Origin of the sequence: Trinickia sp., assembly GCF_035492435.1 — a bacterium.
Taxonomy (GTDB): Bacteria; Pseudomonadota; Gammaproteobacteria; order Burkholderiales; family Burkholderiaceae; genus Trinickia.
Genome location: NZ_DATJJF010000121.1, coordinates 17,292 through 38,219, shown reverse-complemented (window position 1 = coordinate 38,219; position 20,928 = coordinate 17,292). Strand labels below are relative to the sequence as shown.

General features: G+C 60.9%; 13 protein-coding genes, 1 tRNA gene and 1 pseudogene. 13 read left to right on the top strand and 2 right to left on the bottom strand.

Translation table 11 applies throughout. The annotated features are described in order from the left end of the window. Positions 1-206, top strand: a pseudogene (locus VL598_RS09310) (oxidoreductase); the annotation flags it as partial. Between the two features lie 225 nt (positions 207-431). Then, positions 432-749 (top strand): hypothetical protein, encoded by a 318-nt coding sequence (locus VL598_RS09305; RefSeq protein WP_325326424.1) that lies wholly within the window; start codon positions 432-434, stop codon positions 747-749. 133 nt (positions 750-882) lie between these two features. On the opposite strand, the gene fabI is transcribed toward VL598_RS09305, so the two are convergent. Continuing rightward, the gene (gene fabI, locus VL598_RS09300; protein ID WP_325326418.1) at positions 883-1,674 is read right to left on the bottom strand and encodes an enoyl-ACP reductase FabI; all 792 of its coding nucleotides are present in this window, start codon (positions 1,672-1,674) and stop codon (positions 883-885) included. Positions 1,675-1,792: 118 nt separating this feature from the next. Between fabI and VL598_RS09295 the strand changes: the two genes are divergently transcribed. The 5 genes from VL598_RS09295 (at position 1,793) to VL598_RS09275 (ending at position 8,400) form a co-directional block, all read left to right on the top strand. Then, entirely contained in the window at positions 1,793-3,673 is a 1,881-nt protein-coding gene (locus VL598_RS09295) for an extracellular solute-binding protein (RefSeq protein ID WP_325326417.1), read from the top strand. An 81-nt stretch (positions 3,674-3,754) separates the two neighbouring features. Then, positions 3,755-4,807: a microcin C ABC transporter permease YejB gene (locus VL598_RS09290; RefSeq protein WP_325326423.1), complete on the top strand. Its 1,053-nt coding sequence runs from the start codon at positions 3,755-3,757 to the stop codon at positions 4,805-4,807. A gap of 82 nt (positions 4,808-4,889) precedes the next feature. Next, positions 4,890-5,921, top strand: coding sequence for an ABC transporter permease (locus tag VL598_RS09285; RefSeq protein WP_325326422.1), 1,032 nt, complete (start codon positions 4,890-4,892; stop codon positions 5,919-5,921). Beyond that, positions 5,918-7,561, top strand: coding sequence for a dipeptide ABC transporter ATP-binding protein (locus VL598_RS09280; protein ID WP_325326416.1), 1,644 nt, complete (start codon positions 5,918-5,920; stop codon positions 7,559-7,561). Before VL598_RS09285 ends, VL598_RS09280 begins: the two co-directional genes overlap by 4 nt. A 125-nt stretch (positions 7,562-7,686) precedes the next feature. Beyond that, positions 7,687-8,400 (top strand): C40 family peptidase, encoded by a 714-nt coding sequence (locus tag VL598_RS09275; protein WP_325326415.1) that lies wholly within the window; start codon positions 7,687-7,689, stop codon positions 8,398-8,400. 118 nt (positions 8,401-8,518) lie between these two features. Here the strand turns inward: VL598_RS09275 and VL598_RS09270 are convergent, their stop codons facing one another. Then, positions 8,519-9,625, bottom strand: coding sequence for a patatin-like phospholipase family protein (locus tag VL598_RS09270; protein WP_414718689.1), 1,107 nt, complete (start codon positions 9,623-9,625; stop codon positions 8,519-8,521). A 106-nt stretch (positions 9,626-9,731) separates the two neighbouring features. Between VL598_RS09270 and gltX the strand changes: the two genes are divergently transcribed. The 6 genes from gltX (at position 9,732) to VL598_RS09240 (ending at position 20,909) form a co-directional block, all read left to right on the top strand. Beyond that, positions 9,732-11,141: a glutamate--tRNA ligase gene (gltX, locus tag VL598_RS09265; protein ID WP_325326414.1), complete on the top strand. Its 1,410-nt coding sequence runs from the start codon at positions 9,732-9,734 to the stop codon at positions 11,139-11,141. A 125-nt stretch (positions 11,142-11,266) separates the two neighbouring features. Next, a tRNA-Ala gene (locus VL598_RS09260) sits at positions 11,267-11,342 on the top strand. A 387-nt stretch (positions 11,343-11,729) separates the two neighbouring features. Continuing rightward, positions 11,730-12,995 (top strand): efflux RND transporter periplasmic adaptor subunit, encoded by a 1,266-nt coding sequence (locus tag VL598_RS09255; protein ID WP_414718688.1) that lies wholly within the window; start codon positions 11,730-11,732, stop codon positions 12,993-12,995. A 17-nt stretch (positions 12,996-13,012) separates the two neighbouring features. Then, a complete protein-coding gene (locus tag VL598_RS09250) occupies positions 13,013-16,123 on the top strand; it encodes an efflux RND transporter permease subunit (RefSeq protein WP_325326412.1) in 3,111 nt (1,036 codons plus the stop codon). Further along, on the top strand, positions 16,120-19,428 hold the full coding sequence (locus VL598_RS09245; RefSeq protein ID WP_325326411.1) for an efflux RND transporter permease subunit: 3,309 nt from the start codon (positions 16,120-16,122) through the stop codon (positions 19,426-19,428). Before VL598_RS09250 ends, VL598_RS09245 begins: the two co-directional genes overlap by 4 nt. Then, entirely contained in the window at positions 19,425-20,909 is a 1,485-nt protein-coding gene (locus tag VL598_RS09240; protein ID WP_414718687.1) for an efflux transporter outer membrane subunit, read from the top strand. Before VL598_RS09245 ends, VL598_RS09240 begins: the two co-directional genes overlap by 4 nt. Positions 20,910-20,928: the final 19 nt, after the last annotated feature.

The window sequence follows — 20,928 nt, the reverse complement described above, 5'->3', positions numbered from 1 at the left end:
GAGGCGTGAGCCTCCTTGGCATCAACAGTGTGACGCGCCCGGCCACGCAGCGTAGGGAAGCATGGAGACGGCTCGCAAACGAGATCGACTCAGCATTGCTGAAAACGATGGCAACGACGATCAACCTGACAGAGGCTATTTCCGCCGCGCAACAATTATTGAAAGGCGCGGTGAGGGGGCGTCTCGTCGTGGAGGTTAATTGTTAGCCAATGGTTAGAAGTTAGTTATGTATTGGTTAGTAAGGTGTTGGTAAATCATTGACAAATCGTTAGCCGAGACTGCGTCCATTGTGATGACGTCTTGCGACGCCACACATATCGTGCAGCAAACGTTACAACTATGAAATATGCTGGAAGTTGCCTTGCGGTATATTTGTCGCCATGGAACACAAATCCTGTTGAATTGTTTTCATGGGAAATAAGACTGTCATGATGAAACCTGCACGCATCTTCTCTTACGTCGCGGCTGCACTGGCGATTGGCACTTCAAGCGCGGCAATGGCCGGCGTGGGTATTGGCGTCAACATCGGGGTGCCGGCGCCCGTGTACGTTGCGCCGGCGCCGGTCTATGCGCCGCCCCCGCCTGTCGTTTATGCGCCGGGAGCGGTCTATGCAGGGCCTGCGGTCGTCCTTGGTTGGCATGGCGGTCGCTACTGGGACGGCCGGCGCTGGTGGGGACGCGATGAGTGGTATCGCCATCACGGTGGTTACCACGGGCATGGCTACGGACACGACGGCTGGCATCGTTGACCCGCTGTGGTCGTAAGGCAGCAAACACACTGCCGCGCGCTATGTAAAAAAGCCGCCTGCCGGTCACTGACCGGCAGGCGGCTTTTTATGTGCGCAGCGATAGCGCCTGAGCGGCGCCGGCTGATTGAGCCACTTACTCCGCGGCTACGGCCATTCCCCCGACGACGGCATGAAAGCCGCTGTCGACATGAACCACTTCGGCCGTCACTCCACTTGCGAGATCTGAAAGCAGGAACGCTGCCGTATTGCCCACTTCTTCGATCGTCACGTTTCGTTTGAGCGGCGCGTAGGCTTCGACGAAGTCGAGAATCTTGCCGAATCCTTTAATGCCGCTGGCGGCCAGTGTCTTGATCGGGCCAGCCGAGATGGCGTTCACTCGAATGCCTTTAGCCCCGAGCGAGCCAGCCATATAGCGGACGCTGGCCTCGAGCGCAGCTTTGGCGACGCCCATCGTGTTGTAGTTCGGAACGACTTTCTCGGCACCCAGATACGAAAGCGTCAAAAGCGCGGCATTCGGCGAGAGCATCGGCAGGGCAGCCTTGGCAAGCGCTGGGAAGCTGTAGGCCGAGATGTCGTTCGCGATGCGAAAGTTCTCGCGCGACATGCCGTCGAGAAAATCCCCGGCGATGGCTTCGCGCGGCGCGAAGCCGATGGAGTGAACGATCCCGTCGATAGTGGGCCAGTGCGATTTGAGCGAGGCGAAGAGGGCGTCGATCTGTGCGTCGTCGCCAACGTCACAGGGAAAAATCAGATCGCTGCCGAATTCGGCTGCGAACTCGGCGATGCGGTCCTTGAAGCGATCGCCGACATACGTGAAGGCAAGCTCCGCGCCTTCGCGCTTGCAGGCTTGCGCGATGCCGTAGGCGATCGAGCGGTTGGACAGCAATCCGGTCAGTACAATGCGTTTTCCAGCAAGAAAGCCCATGAATTCTCCTATTCAGACAACGCCCGGCAGGGTCCGCGAGACGCGTTATCGGGTGCCCGGCAGTGGGTTTGTATAGAATTCTCTCACAACGCCATTCTTTACCGATCGACATTCGCCCATGACGACAGGTTTGCGACGGGCTTTCGCGCTGCATGGCCTTGTGCGTTCAGCGCTCCTTGTGTGTTGCGCGTGCTCGCTCGTGCTGCCGTTGCCCGCGCGGGCCGTGTACGCCATCGCACAATTCGGTACACCGAAATATTCGGAGGGCTTCAAGCACTTCGATTACGTCAATCCCGACGCACCGAAGGGCGGTACGCTCGTGTTGACGAATCCGAACCGGCTGACAAGCTTCGACAAGTTCAACCCGTTTACGTTGCGCGGCAGTGCGGCGCCCGGCATCGGCATGCTGTTCGAGAGCCTCACGACGGGTAGCTCGGATGAGATGGCGACGGCCTATGGATTGCTCGCCGACGACATTCGCATCGCGCCCGATCGCCGTTCGGTCACGTTTCACATCAACCCGCGCGCGCATTTTTCGAATGGCACGCGAGTGACGGCGGCCGACGTCGTGTATTCCTTCGATACGCTCAAGAGCCCGCAGGCGGCGCCTCAGTTCGCGCTTTATTTCGCTGACATCGCGCGCGCTGTCGTCGTGGATCCCGCCACCGTCCGTTTCGATTTCCAGCAGCCGAATCGAGAGCTACCGCTCATTGCGGGCGCAATGCCCGTGTTTTCGCGTCAGTGGGGTATGAAGCAGGATGGCACGCGCGTGCCGTTCGACCGGTTGGCCTTCGAGAAGCCGATCGGCAGTGGGCCGTACTTGATCGAAAGCTACGACGGCGGCCACACGATCACGTATCGGCGCGATCCGTCATACTGGGGCGCAGCGTTGCCCGTGCGCATCGGCACGAACAATTTCGAGCGCGTTACGTACAAGCTTTATGCGGATGGCGTCGCGCGGCTCGAGGCGTTCAAAGCGGGAGAGTACGACGCGCTCGTCGAGTACGTGGCGCGCAACTGGGCACGGCGTGATGTCGGCAAGCGATTCGACAACGGTGAGCTCGTCAAGCGCGAGTTCCGTCAGCACAACGGTGCGGGCATGCAAGGCTTCGTCATGAATTTGCGCCGGCCCATGTTTCAGGATGTCCGTGTGCGCCAAGCACTCGATCTGGCTTTCGATTTCGAGTGGCTCAACGATCGTCTGTTCTTCGGTGTGTACACGCGTTTGCAGAGCTACTTCGCGGACAGCGAGCTTCAGGCGAGCGGGATGCCGACTGCGGGCGAGCTGACCCTTTTGAATCCGCTGCGTGCGCAGCTCGACCCTGCGGTGTTCGGTCCAATGCCCGAGCAGCCGGACACCGATGCGCCTAACTCGTTGCGCGCGAACCTGCTCGCGGCACGTTCCCTGTTGGCGCAGGCTGGATGGACGTATCGCGACGGCGCGCTGCGCAATGCGAAAGGCGAGCCGTTCCAATTCGAAGTGCTGGAGGATTCGGGCTCCGGTGCGTCGATGGAGCCGGTCGTTGCCGCCTACGCCCGCAATCTCGCCAAGCTGGGCATTCAGCTCACATTTCGGACGGTCGACTTCGCGTTGATCCAGAAGCGCTACGATGCCTTCGACTTCGATATGACGATCGTGCGCTGGCCGGGGTCGCCTGTGCCCGGCACCGAGCAGGTGTCGCGATTTGGCAGCGAGGCGGCCGATCAGCAAGGCTCGGACAACATGCTCGGCTTGAAGTCGCCGGCTGTTGACGCGATCTTGCACGCTCTCGTTCGAGCGCAGACGAAAGAGCAGCTTCTCGATGCGGGGCACGCGCTCGATCGCGTGCTCATCAACGGCTATTACATCGTCCCGCATTGGTACAGCACGACGCATCGCATTGCCTACGATCGCACGCTGCGCTATCCCGGCACGCTGCCGCTTTACTATTCGGCGGAAGACTGGATCGTATCGACGTGGTGGCGCGCACCGAACACGCAACCCAGTGCTGCGCGCTAGAGGCAAGTAGAGGCAAGGGATGCAGTGGGACGAGAAAACACTGCTTGCAGTGCCAATTCGCTCTTCGATGGATGAATGAGTATGTGGGCCTACATATTGAAACGGCTGTTGTTGATGATTCCGACGCTCATCGGCGTATTGACCGTGACGTTCGTCGTCATTCAGTTCGTGCCCGGCGGCCCGGTGGAGCAACTCGCCTATGAGCTGCGCAAAGGGGCGGCCCAGGAAGGGCAAGTCAGCGCACCGCCGTTCGGCTTGCGTGCGCATACGGGCGTCGATGCCCAGCAGATCGCGCAGCTCAAAGCGCTGTATGGCTTCGACAAGCCGCCTCTCACACGCTATTGGCTGATGCTTTCGCATTTCGCACGCTTCGATCTTGGCGAGAGTTACCTGCACCACCGCAGCGTTTGGTCGCTCGTGGTTTCAAAGCTGCCGGTGTCGATCAGCATCGGGCTCTGGACGTTCTTTCTCACCTATTTGATATCAGTGCCGCTTGGCATCGCCAAGGCGATCCGAAACGGCTCCGCGTTCGACATCACAACGAGCCTTATCGTGCTGGTCGGCTATGCCATTCCGGGCTTCGTGCTCGGTGTGCTGTTGCTCGTGTTGTTCGGAGGCGGCACGTTCCTCCAGATTTTCCCGCTGCGCGGGCTCGTTTCGGACAATTTTTCGCAGCTCTCGCTGGGCGGCAAAATTGTCGACTACCTCTGGCATATCGTGTTGCCGGTCACGGCATCCGTCGTCGGCAGCTTTGCGATCGTGACGATGCTCACCAAGAATGCGTTTCTCGACGAAGTCAAAAAGCAGTACGTCTTGACTGCTCGCGCCAAAGGATTGACTGAGCGGCGCGTGCTTTGGAAACACGTTTTCCGCAACGCGATGTTGCCGCTCGTCGTCGGCTTTCCCTCGGCGTTTATCGGCGCATTCTTTACCGGGAGCCTTTTGATCGAGACGCTGTTTTCGCTCGATGGACTCGGCCTGCTCTCGTATGAATCGGTCGTGCGGCGCGACTATCCAGTCGTGCTCGGCACGCTGTATCTGTTCACGCTGATCGGTCTTGCGACGAAGCTGGTCTCCGACCTCTGCTATGTCCTCGTCGATCCGCGCATCCAATTCGAGAAGATGGAGCGTTGAGTTGAACCGAGCCCGCCCCCGTATCGACGCCGGCGTAACAGCGCTCCACGACACATCAGGCGCGGTTGTCTCAACGTCGCCAATGCGGCGCGTCTGGCGGCGCTTCAAGGCACAGCGCCTGGGTTTCTGGAGCCTGCTCATTTTCACCGCGGCCTTCGTTTTGAGCGTGGCGGGCCCGCTCTGGTCGAACGATAAGCCGCTCGTCGTGCGCTACGAGGGCAAGCTTTACTTTCCGCTCGTCACGACCTACGCGGAAACAACGTTCGGCGGGGACTTTCCGACGCCAGCCGATTATCTCGATCCTTATGTGCGGCGTCGTTTCAATTTCCCCGGCAACTTCGCGTTTTATCCGCCCAATCACTATTACTACGACACGATCAACTATGTCTCGAAGGCGCCCAATCCGGCGCCGCCCTCGCGCGAGAACTGGCTCGGCACCGATCAGCAGGGCCGCGATGTGTTCGCGCGGTTGTTGTACGGCTTTCGCGTGTCCGTGGAGTTTGCACTCGTTCTGACGTTCATCGGCAGCGTGCTTGGCGTGCTGGCGGGTGCCGTGCAAGGGTTCTTCGGAGGCCGAACCGATATCGTGGCGCAGCGGCTCATCGAAATCTGGAGCGCCATGCCGGAGCTCTATCTGCTCATCATTTTCGCGTCGATCTTCGAGCCGAGCTTGTTGTTGCTGATCGTGCTGCTCTCGCTGTTCGGGTGGATCGGCCTCGCCGATTACGTGCGCGCCGAGTTTTTGCGCAATCGGAATCAGGACTACGTGCGCGCAGCGCGTGCGATGGGGCTCTCGAACTGGCAAATCATCTGGCGTCACGTGCTGCCCAACAGTCTTACGCCCGTCATCACGTTTTTGCCGTTCCGCATGAGCGGCGCGATTCTGGCACTCACGAGCCTGGACTTTCTCGGCCTGGGCGTCCCGCCGCCGACGCCGAGCCTTGGCGAGCTGCTCGCCGAAGGCAAGGCGAATCTGGACGCATGGTGGATCTCAATGGCGACGTTCGGCGTGCTGGTTTCGACGTTGTTGCTGCTGACGTTTATGGGTGACGCGTTGCGTAATGCGCTCGATACGCGTATTGCCGATGCGATGCGCGCAGGAGGCAACCAATGAGCGCGACACCGATGCACGCAGCACGGCTCGAGCGTGAGCCCAATTCCGAGCCGCTGCTATCGATCGAGCAATTGCAAGTGAGATTCGGCGAGACGGTTGCGGTGCAGGACGTTTCGCTCGCAATCGCCCGCGGCGAGCGCGTTGCGCTTGTCGGCGAGTCAGGCTCGGGCAAGACGGTGACGGCGCTCGCGATCTTGCGGTTGTTGCGCGATGCGCAAGTGACGGGGGCGATCCGGTTTGACGGCGCTGAGCTGACGACGAAGAGCGAGCGCGAAATGCGGGGCCTGCGCGGCTCGGATATCGCCATGATTTTCCAGGAGCCGATGACGGCGCTGAACCCGCTTTACACGATCGGCGAGCAAATCGCTGAGACAATCGTCGCGCACGAAGGCGTGCCGGCGAGTGAGGCGAGGCGCCGCGCAATCGAGTTGCTCGCGCGCACAGGCGTTGCCGAACCGCAGAAGCGGGTGACGAGCTATCCGCATCAATTGTCGGGCGGCCAGCGGCAGCGCGCGATGATCGCGATGGCGCTCGCGTGCCGTCCGCGTCTTTTGCTGGCCGACGAGCCGACAACCGCGCTCGATGTGACGATTCGCGCGCAAATCGTCGATCTTCTGCTCGAACTCCAACGCGAGGAAGCAGCCAAGCGCGGGATGGCCGTGCTGTTGATCACCCACGATTTGAATCTAGTACGCCGCTTTGCCGAGCGCATCGTCGTGATGGAGCAGGGTATGGTCGTCGAAAGCGGCCCGGTCCAGCAGATTTTCGATGCGCCGCAGCATCGCTACACACGCCGGCTCATCGAAAGCCGTCCGCGGCGGGCGGTTCATCCTCTGCAGTCGCTGGCGCCGACCTTGCTCGAGGCGCGCGAGGTGTCCGTGACTTTTCGCTCCGCGCTGCCCGGTGTGCGCGGGTGGTTCCGCTCCGGGCAATTTGCAGCAGTCTCGGACGTCAGTCTGATGGTGCGCCAAGGCGAGACGCTCGGCATCGTCGGGGAATCGGGCTCAGGCAAATCGACGCTGGCGATGGCGCTGCTCGGCCTGCAGCGCACGGCGCAGGGCGAGATCGCATTCCAGGGGCGAGCGCTGGCGAGCTACCGGGGCCGTGATCGCACCGTGTTGCGATCGAATATGCAGGTCGTCTTTCAAGATCCGTTTAGCTCGCTTTCTCCGCGTCAGACGATCGAGCGCATCGTCGGGGAAGGGCTTGCGCTGCATCGCCCGGAATTGGGCGCTGCCGCACGGCGCGATAAGGTTGTGTCGATGCTGCGTGAAGTGGGGATCGAACCCACGGCGCTGGCCCGATACCCGCATGAGTTTTCGGGCGGGCAACGTCAACGGATTGCCATCGCGCGCGCGCTCGTGCTCGAGCCGCGGCTGCTTGTCCTCGACGAGCCGACGAGCGCGCTCGATGTGTCGATTCAGCAGCAGGTGCTCGCGCTCTTGATCGATCTGCAGCGCAAGTACGACCTCGGCTTTGTCTTTATCAGTCACGACTTGGCCGTCATCGAGGCGATGGCCCATCGCGTCGCGGTCATGCACAACGGGGTAATCGTCGAGACGGGCGACGCCGAGAAAATATTTTCAGGTCCGGCCCATGCTTATACAAGAAGGCTGCTTGCAGCCACTCTGCAGGATTGAGTTGTCCTAGTACGCAATCGCCCCGATTGCTTTTATTTAAATTGTTTTTGACAACTGGTTACATTGTGGCTAGTATCGTCCAAACTTTTGCAGAGCCCTGATTCTTAAGAATATTCTACTGTCCGATGCCGCCACGATACTTTGCCCAAGCTAGCTCGCGCGTCGTCGCCGGAATGCTCGTTGGCGTGTTAATGACCGCAGCAGCGGGGGCGTTCGCCGACGAAGCGACCAACTTGCCGCAAAGCGCCGCAACGTCGATCCCCGCATCCGTTCAAGTTGAATCGCCTTCGCTGTCTCCTCAGGTTTCTTCTGATTCGACCCCGAATTCGCAAACCGCCGCAACTGCGACGACCGAGGGCGGTCGCGCCAAAGCGTTTTTGTCGGGCATGGCGGGCAAGGCTAGCGATGTCGTTGTTGGCGCGCTCAACATGATCGGCGTCCGTTATCGGTGGGGCGGTAACTCACCCGATTCGGGGCTCGATTGCAGCGGTTTCGTCCGCTACGTCTTCCAGGACACGCTCGGCCTCGACCTGCCGCGCCGCGCAGAGGAAATGAGCCGGGTTGGCGAAAAGGTTCGCGTCAGTGATCTCAAGCCAGGCGATCTCGTTTTCTTCAATACGGTGCGTCGGACGATCTCCCACGTCGGCATTTATATCGGCGACAACAAGTTCGTTCATTCGCCGTCGACGGGCAGCACGATTCGCGTGGACGATTTGGATGACCGCTATTGGGAGAAGCGCTTCAAGGGTGCGCGCCGCGTCGAAACGGATTTCTCGGGCAAGGTGGATGAGTTGCGTCAGCGTGTGAGCACAACAATAGACCCGAACGCCAACAAGTGATCGGTCGGCCAGAGGCTGGCAAGTTCTTCAAGCTGTGCGACGCCCCCTTTGGGGATCGTCAACAAGAAGCCCGCGGTGCGCATGAGTGCGCCGCGGGCTTCTTGCTTCTGTGCGTCGCTCAGGCGGTTCGTGCCCGGGTTGTCGCGAGCTTCGCCTCCAGCTGGGTAAAGGCCTTGGCGACGGCTTCCTCTCCGGCGAGGATCGCCGCATAGCGTTGCCCAAAATCGCTGCTGCTCATGGCCGCGAGGTTGGGGCGGATGACGAAGTCGGCGTACTTCTCGAGTTCGTACGTCTTGATCGACTGACCCATGATCGTGAACGTCTGAAGCAGGATGTCGAAGGAGCTTTGCGTCACGGCCGTTTCGGGATCCGACGAGATGTCCACGGCGATGACGAAGTCCGCGCCCATTTTGTGCGCGAACGAAGCGGGGACGGGGCTCACGAGCCCGCCGTCGACATACTCATGTCCGCCGATTTTCACCGGCTCGAAGATCGATGGCACGCTGCACGACGCGCGCACGGCGACGCCGGTATTGCCTCGCTCGAACAGAATCGGCTGCCCCGAGCGTAGATCGGTGGCCACGATGCCAAGCGGTTTCGCCATCTTTTCGATTGGGCGATTGCCAAGCGTCGTATTGATGTAGTTCTGCAGAGCGACGCCCTGCAGGAAGCCTCGTGCGCGAAACGGCATGGCCCAATCGCTGATCGAAGCTTGATCCATCGTCAGCGCAAGTTTGTTGATGGCGATGCCGTTCATGCCCGACGCGTAGAGTGCGGCGACAACCGATCCGGCGCTGGTGCCGCATACCAGGTCCGGGCGCAGCCCGCGCGCTTCGAGTGCCTTGATGACGCCAATGTGCGCGAAGCCGCGCGCGGCGCCGCCGCCGAGAGCAAGTCCAATCCGCAGCGCTCGCGTGGGCGCTGCGGCGACGGGTGGGGTGCCTGATAGGGCGGGTGCGTGGGCGATAGGGCTGCGCTCGTCCGGATTCGAGGGCGATGAGGCGCAGGCGCCCAGTAGGGCCGAGGCGCAGGCCACCGAAAAGCTGCGGCGTGAAAGATGGGGCGCGCGGGGCAAAGAAACTTTCAACGAATGTCTCCAACGGGGATGGCCCGCCGCGTGCCGAATCGGCTTGCTGCCCACCGTAGGCGTTAATGCCCCTCGTGGGCGCGACGCGGCGCGGGGCACATCATACGGTAAAAGGGGGTACGCACGGAGGCGCGGCATTGCCTGTGGGCCTGGGGTTGGTCGCATGGCAGGCCAGACGTGTTCGAAGCGCCGGTTATAATTGCGCATTCTTTTTCCGTCTTTCGTTTCTCGCGCGAATCCGCCTATGTCGACCGTTCGTACCCGTTTTGCCCCGAGTCCCACTGGCTTCATCCATCTCGGTAACATTCGCTCCGCGCTTTATCCGTGGGCCTTCGCTCGTAAGATGAAGGGCACGTTTGTGCTGCGTATCGAGGACACCGACGTCGAACGTTCGACGTCCGCCTCGGTCGATGCGATTCTCGAAGGCATGGCATGGCTTGAGCTTGGCTACGACGAGGGTCCTTTCTATCAGATGCAGCGCATGGACCGTTACCGCGAAGTCGTTGCGCAGATGGTGGATCAAGGGCTTGCCTATCCCTGCTACATGTCGACCGAAGAACTCGACGCGTTGCGCGAGCGGCAGCGCGAGGCGGGCGCGAAGCCCCGCTACGACGGCACATGGCGCCCCGAGCCTGGGAAGGTTTTGCCGACGCCGCCGGCTGGCGTGGAGCCGGTGATCCGCTTCAAGAACCCGCTCTCGGGCAGCGTGGTGTGGGATGACGAGGTGAAGGGGCGCGTCGAGATTTCGAACGAGGAGCTCGACGATCTCGTGATCGCGCGGCCCGACGGCACGCCGACTTACAACTTCTGCGTTGTCGTCGACGACATCGACATGCGGATCACCCACGTGATTCGCGGGGACGACCACGTCAACAATACGCCGCGACAGATCAACATCATGCGCGCATTGGGCATGGAGCCGCCTGTGTTTGCACATTTGCCGACCGTGCTCAATGAAGCGGGCGAGAAGATGAGCAAACGTCATGGCGCGATGAGCGTCATGGGCTATCGCGATGCCGGTTATTTGCCTGAGGCGGTGCTCAACTATCTGGCGCGGCTCGGTTGGTCGCATGGCGATGCGGAGATTTTTTCGCGCGAACAATTCATCGAATGGTTCGACCTCGAGCATTTGGGCAAGTCGCCAGCGCAGTACGACCACAACAAGCTCAACTGGCTCAATAACCACTACATCAAGGAAGCTGACAACGCGCGTCTAGCCGAGTTGGCAAAGCCTTTTTTGGCGGAGATCGGCATTGACGAGGCAACGCTTGCGAGCGGCCCCGATCTTGCGGCGGTCATCGCACTGATGAAGGACCGCGCAAATACCGTGAAGGAGATCGCCGAGAACTCGGCGATGTTCTATCGCGTGCCGGCGCCTGACGCAGAAGCGCTCGCGCAGCATGTCACTGAGGCAGTGCGGCCCGCGCTTCTCGAGTTGGCCGCGGCGCTGCGTGCCGCGCCATGGACGAAGGAGAACATCGCCGCGGCATTGAAGGCGACGCTCGGCGCGCACAAGCTCAAGATGCCTCAGCTCGCCATGCCCGTGCGTCTTTTGGTGGTGGGCACGACACACACGCCGTCGATCGACGCGGTGCTGGCGCTGTTCACGCCCGACGTCGCGATCGGCCGGATCGAAGGGGGCGTCTCGGCGTGACGCGATGGGCGAATGCCTTTTGTAGATGCCCGTCCGTGCCGCATTCGCAAAAAAATGCAGGAAAGCATGAAAAGGGTATTTACAAGCGCAGGATCACCCTATAGAATCTCATTTCTGTTCTGCAAGGGGGTATAGCTCAGCTGGGAGAGCGCTTGCATGGCATGCAAGAGGTCAGCGGTTCGATCCCGCTTACCTCCACCAAAAAGCAGAGCAGTAGTTAAAGAAGTTTAGATGTCTCAAAAAGACCCCGTCGGCTCAAGGCTCGCGGGGTTTTTTGTTTTCTGCGTGTTTCTCTCTTCTTTCCTTCTCTTGCGCGAACCAAGGCCAGGGTCGCTCTGACCATGGCCGATCGAAGCTCGTCGATCGAGTCGATTCACTGCAGATCCGAATGCTGCAAACACAGATACGTATCGTGCGCCACGTTTAAAAGGCGCAACAATGTATTACCGGAGATGCCGGCGTGTTATCGAACGAAATACACCGTAACGTCCCGTAGCGCAAACCATGTGGCTTTTCGCTTAGAGTCGAGCCCAACATAGCCTTGCCACGACTACGCCAGCGTGGGGAGGCAAACTTTGCGCTCACGCTATGCAGCCATCCAATCAAGTTAGTCAAACTGTCTCAACGCCGGCCAAGAAAAGCCATCGCCTCGGAACGGCCGTAGCACTAGCCATCCTGGTGTTGCTGGCGGCCGCGATCGCGTACCACGTGATGCACCGGAAGCCCCCGCGCATGCACCGCACGGCACAAGTCGTTTCGGCCGCGTCTGCGACGCTGGGCGACATGCCGGTGACATTGAGCGAGCTCGGCACGGTCACGCCGATCGCGACGGTAATGGTCCAGCCGGAACTGAGCGGCTATCTGATGAACGTTGCGTACAAGGAAGGTGAGGATGTCGAGAAAGGGCAATTGCTCGTCCAGATCGATCCGCGCCCGTACTTGATCGACAAGCAGCAGGCCGAGGCGCAATTGGCGAAGGACCAGGCGACGCTGTCGCAGGCCCGCTCGGACCTCGCGCGCTATAGTGAATTGAACGACAGGAAGTCGATCGCGCAACAAACTTTCGTCGATGAGCAGTTCACCGTGCGACAGGACGAGGCCGCGGTAAAGGCCGACCTCGCCAGCATCGCGCAATACGATCTCGATCTGACCTACTGCCACGTCACGTCACCGATTTCGGGGCGGGTTGGCTTGCGTCTCGTCGATGCCGGCAACTATGTCACAGCCTCCAGCTCGACGGGCGTTGCAGTCGTGACGCAAATGAAACCGACCACGGTCGAGTTCACCGTGCCTCAAGACTCGCTCGGCCAAGTGAGCGAGCGCATGCAAGCGGGCGCAAAACTGCCCGTGACGGTGTCCGACAGCAACAACAACAAGCCCATTGCGACGGGCACGTTGTACGCGCTCAGCAATCAAGTCGCAACGAGCACGGGCACCGTGACGCTGCGCGCGATGTTCGACAACCAGGACGAAAAGCTTTACCCGAATGAGTTCGTGAACGTGAAGTTGCTTGTCGACGTCCTGCACCAAGCCGTCCTCGTGCCGACGGCGGCGGTCCAGACCGGGGCACCCGGCAGCTACGTTTATCTTGTCAATGCCGATAACACCGTCTCGGTCCACAAAGTCACGCCGGGGCCGACCAATGGCCCGTACACGGCGATTCTGTCGGGCCTGGCGCAAGGCGATAAGGTTGTCACCGACGGCATGGATCGCTTGAGCGATGGCGCGGACGTCCGCATCGCCGGTGCAGGCAAAGGGGATGAGGGCGATGCCGACGACGCGGCCCCCGCCAGTGCCGCTCACGCCCATCACCGTCACGAGCACCATCGCGACGACTCGAAAACAGCATCGTAAAGCAGGCATACGAACCGATGAGTCTTTCCCGTCCGTTCATCCTTCGGCCGGTCGCCACGTCATTGCTGATGATTGCGTTGGTGCTGGTCGGCATCGTAGCGGTGCGGTTTCTACCGGTATCGTCGCTGCCCAACGTCGACTACCCGACCATTCAGGTTCAGACGTACTATCCGGGCGCAAGCCCCGACGTCATGGCGACGACGGTCACGGCACCGCTCGAAGTCCAGCTCGGTGAAATTCCGGGGCTGCAGCAGATGACGTCGTACAGCTCTGATGGCTCCTCGACGATCACGCTGCAGTTCGATCTTTCGTTGAATCTCGACATCGCGGAGCAGGATGTCCAGCAGGCGATCAACGCGGCCAACAGCTACCTGCCGTCCGGTCTGCCGGCACCGCCGACCTATGCAAAGGTCAACCCTGCCGATCAGCCCATTCTGACGCTGGCCATTACCTCGAAGTCCCTGTCGCTCACGCAGTTGCAGGACTACACGAACAATCGGCTCGGCATGAAGATCTCGGAGGTGCCGGGTGTGGGCCTCGTCACGACGTCTGGCGGCAACGTACCGGCGGTGCGTGTCGAGGCAGACCCGCACAAGCTCGCAGCCTACAACCTCAATATCGATGATTTGCGCACGTTGCTCGCCAACGTCAACGTGAGCCAACCGAAAGGCAACTTCGACGGGCCCGAGCTCGACTACACGATCAACGATAACGATCAGATCACTGATCCGAAGGACTATCTCGATACGATCATCGCCTACCAGAACGGCTTGCCGGTGTTTCTGCACGATGTCGCGCGTGTCACGGCCGCGGCACAGGATGTGGCGCAAGGCGCGAAATACAACCGCACGCCCGCGATCATTCTTAACGTGCAACGGCAGCCCGGGGCGAACGTGATCGCCACCGTCGATCAGATCATGCGGCAGTTGCCGACGCTCGAATCGACATTGCCGGCGGGCATGAAAATCAAAGTCGTCTCGGACAGCACCGGCATCATTCGCGCTTCCGTACGCGACGCTGCGTTCGAGCTCGTGCTCGCGATCGTTCTCGTCGTGGCCGTGATCTTCGTGTTCTTGCGCAACATACCGGCGACCATCATTCCGAGCATCTCGGTGCCAGTCTCGCTGATCGGCACGCTCGCAGCGATGTACGAGCTTCACTACTCGATCGATAACCTTTCGCTGATGGCGCTCATCATCGCAACGGGTTTCGTGGTGGACGACTCGATCGTCATGATCGAAAACGTCGTGCGTTATCTGGAAGAGGGTGACAGCCCGCTCCAGGCCGCCCTCAAAGGCGCGGGCCAAATCGGCTTCACTATCCTTTCGCTGACGGTCTCGCTGATCGCCGTGCTGATTCCGCTGCTGTTCATGGGGGGCGTGATCGGACGTCTGTTCAGCGAGTTCGCGGTGACGCTCGCTGTGACGGTCGTCCTGTCGGCCGTCGTTTCGCTGACGGTCGTGCCCATGCTCTGTGCGCGGATCTTGCGAGCGCAGGCCGAACGCCACCCGAGCCGCTTCGAGCGTATCAGTGAAGGGCTCTTCGACAAGACGCTGGCTGCCTACGAGCGCGGCTTGCGTTGGGTGCTCGATCATCAGACTTCGACGCTTGTGGTCGCAGGTGCAACGGTTGCGTTGACGGTGGCTCTTTACGCCGTCATTGCAAAGGGCTTGTTCCCCGTGCAGGACGTGGGCGTGCTCCAGGGCATCAGCGTGGCCGACAACTCGGTCTCGTACACGGAGATGGTCAAGCGGCAATCGGCGCTCGCCGAAGTCATTCTGCACGATCCCGATGTCGAGTCCTTGACCTCTTACGTGGGTATCGACGGAACCAACGTCACGCTCAACAACGGGCGCTTCCTCATCAATCTCAAGCCGCTCGAAAAGCGCTCGATGAGCGCGGACAAAGTCGCTCGGCGCTTGCAGCAAGAGGTGGCGAACGTGCCTGGCATCCGGCTGTTCATGCAGCCGGTGCAGGACTTGACGCTCGATACGACGCTCTCGCGAAACCAGTACCGGTTCGTCTTGCGCGGCCCGAGCCAGGCTGAGCTTGCGAAGTACGTGCCCGGGCTCATGGATCGCATGCGGCAGATCAATTCGATCACGGCAGTGACGAGCGATCTCAACACGGACGGCCTCGGCATCGATGTCGAAGTCAATCGCCAGCTCGCCGCACGCTATGGCATTACACCGGCGACGATCGACAACGCGCTTTACGATGCACTGGGGCAGCGCATCGTGTCGACCATCTTCGAGCAGTCCGATCAATATCGCGTCATTCTTGTCGCCAAGCCCGAAACGCTGCCTGATGTGAAATCGCTCGGCGATCTGTATTTGCCGACGCAGACGGGCAGCAGCGGCCAAGTGCAGCTGAGCAATCTCGCCACGATCAAGGTCGTGAAGTCACCGCTCGTCATCAGTCACTTTGCGCAATTTCCGGCAGTGACGGTGTCCTTCAATCTGGCAAACGGTGCGTCACTCAGCACGGCGACGAACCAGATCCAGGGCGCGATCAAGGCGGTTCATCTGCCGCCGTCCATTACGTCGACGTTCCAGGGCGCAGCGCAAGCGTTTCAGGATTCGTTGTCGAGCGAGGTCTATCTGATTATCGCGGCCATCGTGGCGGTCTATATCGTCCTCGGCGTGCTTTATGAAAGCTTCGTTCATCCGGTCACGATTCTGTCGACGTTGCCGTCAGCCGGCATCGGTGCGCTGCTCGCATTGATGATCGCGGGCAGCGATCTCGATGTCATCGGCATCATCGGCATCGTGCTGTTGATCGGCATCGTCAAGAAGAACGCGATCATGATCGTCGATTTCGCGCTCGAGGCGGAGCGCGAACACGGCAAGTCGCCGCGCGAGGCGATCTTCGAAGCTTCGATGCTGCGCTTTCGGCCGATTCTGATGACGACGCTAGCCGCCATGCTGGGCGCGCTACCGATGCTGCTGGGCACGGGTACGGGCTCGGAGCTGCGGCGGCCGCTGGGTGTCGCGATTATCGGCGGGCTGACGATGAGTCAACTGCTGACGCTCTTTACCACGCCGGTCATCTATCTCTTCTTCGATCGGCTGGCACGTCGCTTCGGACGTGAGCGGAACTCTGGGGCGAGCGCGGAGCTTGGGTCGTGAACATTCCCGGGCTCTTTATCCGGCGGCCTGTCGCGACAACGCTCATCGCCGTCGCGATCATCCTCTCGGGGATGCTGGCCTACTTCAAGCTGCCGGTGGCGCCGCTGCCGAACGTCACGTTCCCCGTCATCGTCGTACAGGCGAACATGGCGGGCGCGAGCCCCGATATCATGGCCACCACGGTGGCGGAGCCGCTCGAGCGGCGGCTCGGTACGATTGCCGGCGTCAACGAGCTCACCTCTAGAAGCTATGTCGGCAGCGCGATGATCGTCGTGCAGTTCGACCTGAACCGCGACATCAACGGCGCCGCGCGCGATGTCGAGGCCGCGATCCAGGCGGCACGGGCCGATCTGCCGACGTCGCTGCGCGCCAATCCGAGTTATCGTGAGTACAACCCGGCTGACTCGCCGATCATGGTGCTCGCGCTGACGTCGGATACGCTGACAAGGTCACAGCTTTACGACGCCGCTGATTCGGTGCTTCAGCAACAGTTGTCACAGGTGAACGGCGTTGGTGAAATCACGCTCGGTGGGGCCGCATTGCCTTCGGTGCGCGTGGAACTCGATCCGAACAAGCTCAACAGTTACGGCATCGGCCTCGAGGATGTGCGCGCCTCCGTCAGCGCAGCGAATGCGGACAGCGCGAAGGGGCACCTCGACGTCGGTGCCCAGCGTTATGAAGTGCTCTCGAACGATCAGATCACCAAAGCGGCGCCGTATCGCGACCTTGTGATCGCCTATCGCAATGGTTCGCCCGTCATGCTGCGCGATGTCGCGTCGGTCGTCGATTCCAATGAGAACATCCGTAACGCAGGCCTTTTCAACGGCAAATCGGCCGTCATCGCCATCATCTATCCGCTGCCCGGCAGCAACATCGTCAACACGGTTGCGCAGATGCGCCGCATCCTGCCGTCGGTCGAGGCGACGTTGCCGAGCGGCGTGCAGGTGCACCTTGCGATCGATCACTCTCAGTCCGTCACGGCATCCGTGGCCGATACGCAGCGCACCTTGTTCATTGCCGTGCTGCTCGTTGTTGGCGTCGTTTTCGTATTTCTGCGCTCACCGCGCGCGACGCTCGTGCCGGCCGTTGCCTTGCCCCTGTCGATCATCGGCACGTTCGGGCCGATGTACTTGCTTGGCTACAGCATCGACAATCTTTCGCTGATGGCATTGACGATCGGAACGGGCTTTGTCGTCGATGATGCCGTCGTGGTGCTCGAGAACATCGTTCGGTATCTCGAGCTGGGGTTGAGCCCGCGCGAAGCGGCGATGCGAGGCAGCAGCGAGGTGAGCTTCACGGTCATCTCGATGAGCCTTTCGCTGATTGCCGTCTTCCTGCCGATTCTGCTGATGCCCGGCATTGTGGGCCTGCTGTTTCACGAGTTCGCGATGACGCTTTCCATCGCGATCCTCGTTTCGCTCGTCGTCTCGCTGACCGTGACGCCTGCCATGTGCGCCTATGTGTTGCGCAGGGAAAACGTGATGCATGCGACGAGCGGCTGGTCGCAACGCATCGAGACGCTCTTCGAGCGCTTCAAAGCAGGGTATGCGCGCTCGCTGCATGTCGCGCTCGATCATTCTCTGATCGTCATCATCGTCATGTTCGGCTTGCTCGTCGCCGATGTCTTCCTTGGGAAGCTGTTGCCGTCGACGTTCTTTCCCGAGCAGGACAACGGCATTTTGATGGGCCAGATCATTGCCGATCAAAGCATTTCGTTCCCGGCGATGGAGAAAAAGCTGGCGCAGTTGCAGGCCATCGTGCAGAAGGATCCGGCGGTGGCCTCCGTTGCGGGCTTCGCCGGCGGGCGTGCCATGAATACGGCCCAGGTGTTCATCGAGCTCAAGCCGATTGCGGAGCGCCACATTTCCGCGGCGGAAGTCGTCAATCGGTTGCGCCCGAAGCTTAATCAGGTGTCGGGCGCGAGGCTTTTCCTGCAAGCGCAACAAGACTTGCGCGTGGGCGGGCGGCAATCGGCGGCCGAGTATCAGTACACGCTCACAAGTGACGATCCCAAGCTGATTTACGAGTGGACCCCGAAGCTCGTGAATGCGTTGCGCAAGTATCCGCAAATGCAGGACGTGAATTCGGATCTACAGCAAAACGGTTTGCAGACGTTGGTCGATATCCACCGCTCCACCGCGATGCGCTATAGCTTCCAACCGAACCAGATCGACAATCTGCTCTACGACGCTTTCGGGCAACGCACGGTGTCGACGATTTACAACCCGCTCAATCAGTATTTCGTCGTGATGGAGGTCGCGCCGCAATTCTGGCAGTATCCGCAGACGCTCGATCAGATCTACTTCAGCACTGCGGCGGGCAACGCGAACGGCTCGGCGCAAACGCAGATGCAGGGCGGTACGGTTTCAGCCGTGACGCCGTTCGCCGCGGTGACGAGCGCAACGAGTTCGTCTCCGGCCCTCAACTCGCTGAATGCGAACGCCGAGGCCAATGCGACGACGAACAGCATCTCGAACAGCAAGGGGGGCGGCTCGACCGGCAGCGCCGATAGTACAGCGGCAGAAACGATGGTGCCGTTCCCCGCGTTCGCAACGTACGCGAGCGGCCACACGGCGACACAGGTTAATCACCAGAGCGGACTCGTCGCTGCAACGATTTCGTTCAACCTGCCGCCAGGCGGCGCACTGAGCCAGGCGGCAGCCGTGATCGATAGCGCCGCCCAAGACATCCGCATGCCGGCGGCGGTACACGGCGCGTTCGCCGGGGCGGCACAGGCCTATTCGCAGTCGATGGGCACCGTACCCTTGCTCATCGTTGCGGCGTTGGCGGTTGTGTATATCGTGCTCGGCATCCTCTACGAGAATACGATCCATCCGATCACGATCCTCTCGACGCTGCCGTCGGCCGGCATTGGTGCCACGCTCGCTCTTCTGATCTTCGGCACGCCGTTTTCTGTGATTGCATTGATCGGCATCATCTTGTTGATCGGCATCGTGAAGAAGAACGGCATCATGATGGTCGACGTGGCCATCACGCTGCAGCGCAATGATGGCCTCGAGTCGCGGCAGGCGATTCACGAAGCGGCGGTCATGCGCCTGCGGCCGATTTTGATGACGACGGCCGCTGCTGTGCTCGGCGCTGTGCCGCTCGCGGTCGGAATCGGGCAGGGCGCGTCGCTGCGTCAGCCGCTGGGCATCACGGTGATGGGTGGGCTCGTGCTCTCGCAGGTGTTCACGCTTTACACGACACCCGTCATTTACCTTTACCTCGATCGTCTGCGCGCAAGGCTCGCGCAGTGGTCGGCACGTCTACCGTGGAATCGCAGACCGGACACGGCCGCATGAAAATGACTTTTTCCCGCACCCCTCTAGTTTGCGCCATCGCGTTGATGCTGAGCGCCTGCATGGTTGGCCCGAACTACCATCGGCCGACTACCGCCGTGCCGATCAAGTACAAGGAGCTCGAGGGCTGGACACAGGCCTCACCCGGCGACACTGCGCCAAAGACCGACTGGTGGACGGCCTTTCACGATCCGTTGCTTGACCGGCTGGAGCCGATGGTTGCGGTCTCGAACCAGACGGTCCAGCAGGATTACGCGAACTACGAGGAAGCGCTCGCCGAGGTGCGGGTCGCACGTAGTGCACTGTTTCCGACCATCGGGGTGACGACCGCGGCGACGCGGCAAGGCACGTCGAATGTCTTGAACACGGCAAACGCGGCAAGCGGGTCGAGTGGTTTCCTCTCGGGGGGCAGCCGGCGCGTCACCAATACCGGGTCGCTGGAAGGCGACGTCAGTTGGGCACCCGATATCTGGGGGAAAGTGCGGCGCGCGACCGAACAAAATGCCGCTACCGCGCAGTCCACTCAGGCCACGCTCGCTTATGCGACGCTGTCCGAGCAAGTGACGCTCGCCGTTACCGTGATCAACTTGCGCATTGCCGATGCAAATATCGATTTGCTGCAACGGACGGTCGACCAATACAAGCAGTATCTGCATGTCGTAGAGGACCAGCAAGTGGCGGGCACCACACCGCCGTCCGACCTGATTACCGCGCGCACGCAACTGGAAAGCGCGCAATCGAGCTTGATTGCACTCGGCGTAGCACGTGCGCAATATGCCCATGCGATCGCGGTTCTTGTCGGCAGGAATCCGGAAGCGCTCGACATTCCTCACAGCACGGCGTTGCCCGCTTTGCCGTCGATCCCCGTGGGTGTGCCCTCGACGCTGCTGCAGCGCCGGCCCGACATCGCCGCGGCGGAACGCAGCATGGCCGCTGAGAATGCGGCGGTCGGTGTAGCGGTTGCCGCGTATTACCCGACCATCTCCTTGTCCGCAGTCGACGGTTTTGCTGCATCGCCGTTGGATGGATTGCTGCAAATCGGCAACTATGTCTGGTCGATCGGCGCCAGTGCGAGCCAGACGCTGTTCGAGGGGGGATATCGACGCGCGACTGTCGCTGCGGCGAAGGCGGCCTATGATTCAGCCGTGGCCTTTTATCGCGGCACTGTATTGACCGCCTTCGAAAACGTCGAGAATGATCTCTCCGGGCTTCGCATTCTGGCCGATCAGGCAACGGTTCTGGATACGGAAGTGAAAGATGCGACGCGCGGTGCGCAGATCACGCTAGACGAATATCAGGCTGGCACCGTCGATTACACGACTGTGGCGATGGCTCAGACGACGCTGCTGAGCGTGGAACAAACAGCGTTGAGCGTTCAGGCTACGCGGCTCGTGGATGCGGCTTCGCTGTTCGGCGATCTCGGGGGCGGTTGGTCCGCCGACGAATTGTGCGATCCGCGTCACGCGAAATGTAAAGGGAAATGAGGCGGCGCCGTTGAGCGTG

Coding starts and splice junctions, on each gene's coding strand:
- VL598_RS09305 (WP_325326424.1), top strand. CDS start 432: ATGAAACCTGCACGCATCTTCTCTTACGTCGCGGCTGCACTGGCGATT.
- fabI (WP_325326418.1), bottom strand. CDS start 1,674: ATGGGCTTTCTTGCTGGAAAACGCATTGTACTGACCGGATTGCTGTCC.
- VL598_RS09295 (WP_325326417.1), top strand. CDS start 1,793: ATGACGACAGGTTTGCGACGGGCTTTCGCGCTGCATGGCCTTGTGCGT.
- VL598_RS09290 (WP_325326423.1), top strand. CDS start 3,755: ATGTGGGCCTACATATTGAAACGGCTGTTGTTGATGATTCCGACGCTC.
- VL598_RS09285 (WP_325326422.1), top strand. CDS start 4,890: ATGCGGCGCGTCTGGCGGCGCTTCAAGGCACAGCGCCTGGGTTTCTGG.
- VL598_RS09280 (WP_325326416.1), top strand. CDS start 5,918: ATGAGCGCGACACCGATGCACGCAGCACGGCTCGAGCGTGAGCCCAAT.
- VL598_RS09275 (WP_325326415.1), top strand. CDS start 7,687: ATGCCGCCACGATACTTTGCCCAAGCTAGCTCGCGCGTCGTCGCCGGA.
- VL598_RS09270 (WP_414718689.1), bottom strand. CDS start 9,625: ATGCCGCGCCTCCGTGCGTACCCCCTTTTACCGTATGATGTGCCCCGC.
- gltX (WP_325326414.1), top strand. CDS start 9,732: ATGTCGACCGTTCGTACCCGTTTTGCCCCGAGTCCCACTGGCTTCATC.
- VL598_RS09255 (WP_414718688.1), top strand. CDS start 11,730: ATGCAGCCATCCAATCAAGTTAGTCAAACTGTCTCAACGCCGGCCAAG.
- VL598_RS09250 (WP_325326412.1), top strand. CDS start 13,013: ATGAGTCTTTCCCGTCCGTTCATCCTTCGGCCGGTCGCCACGTCATTG.
- VL598_RS09240 (WP_414718687.1), top strand. CDS start 19,425: ATGAAAATGACTTTTTCCCGCACCCCTCTAGTTTGCGCCATCGCGTTG.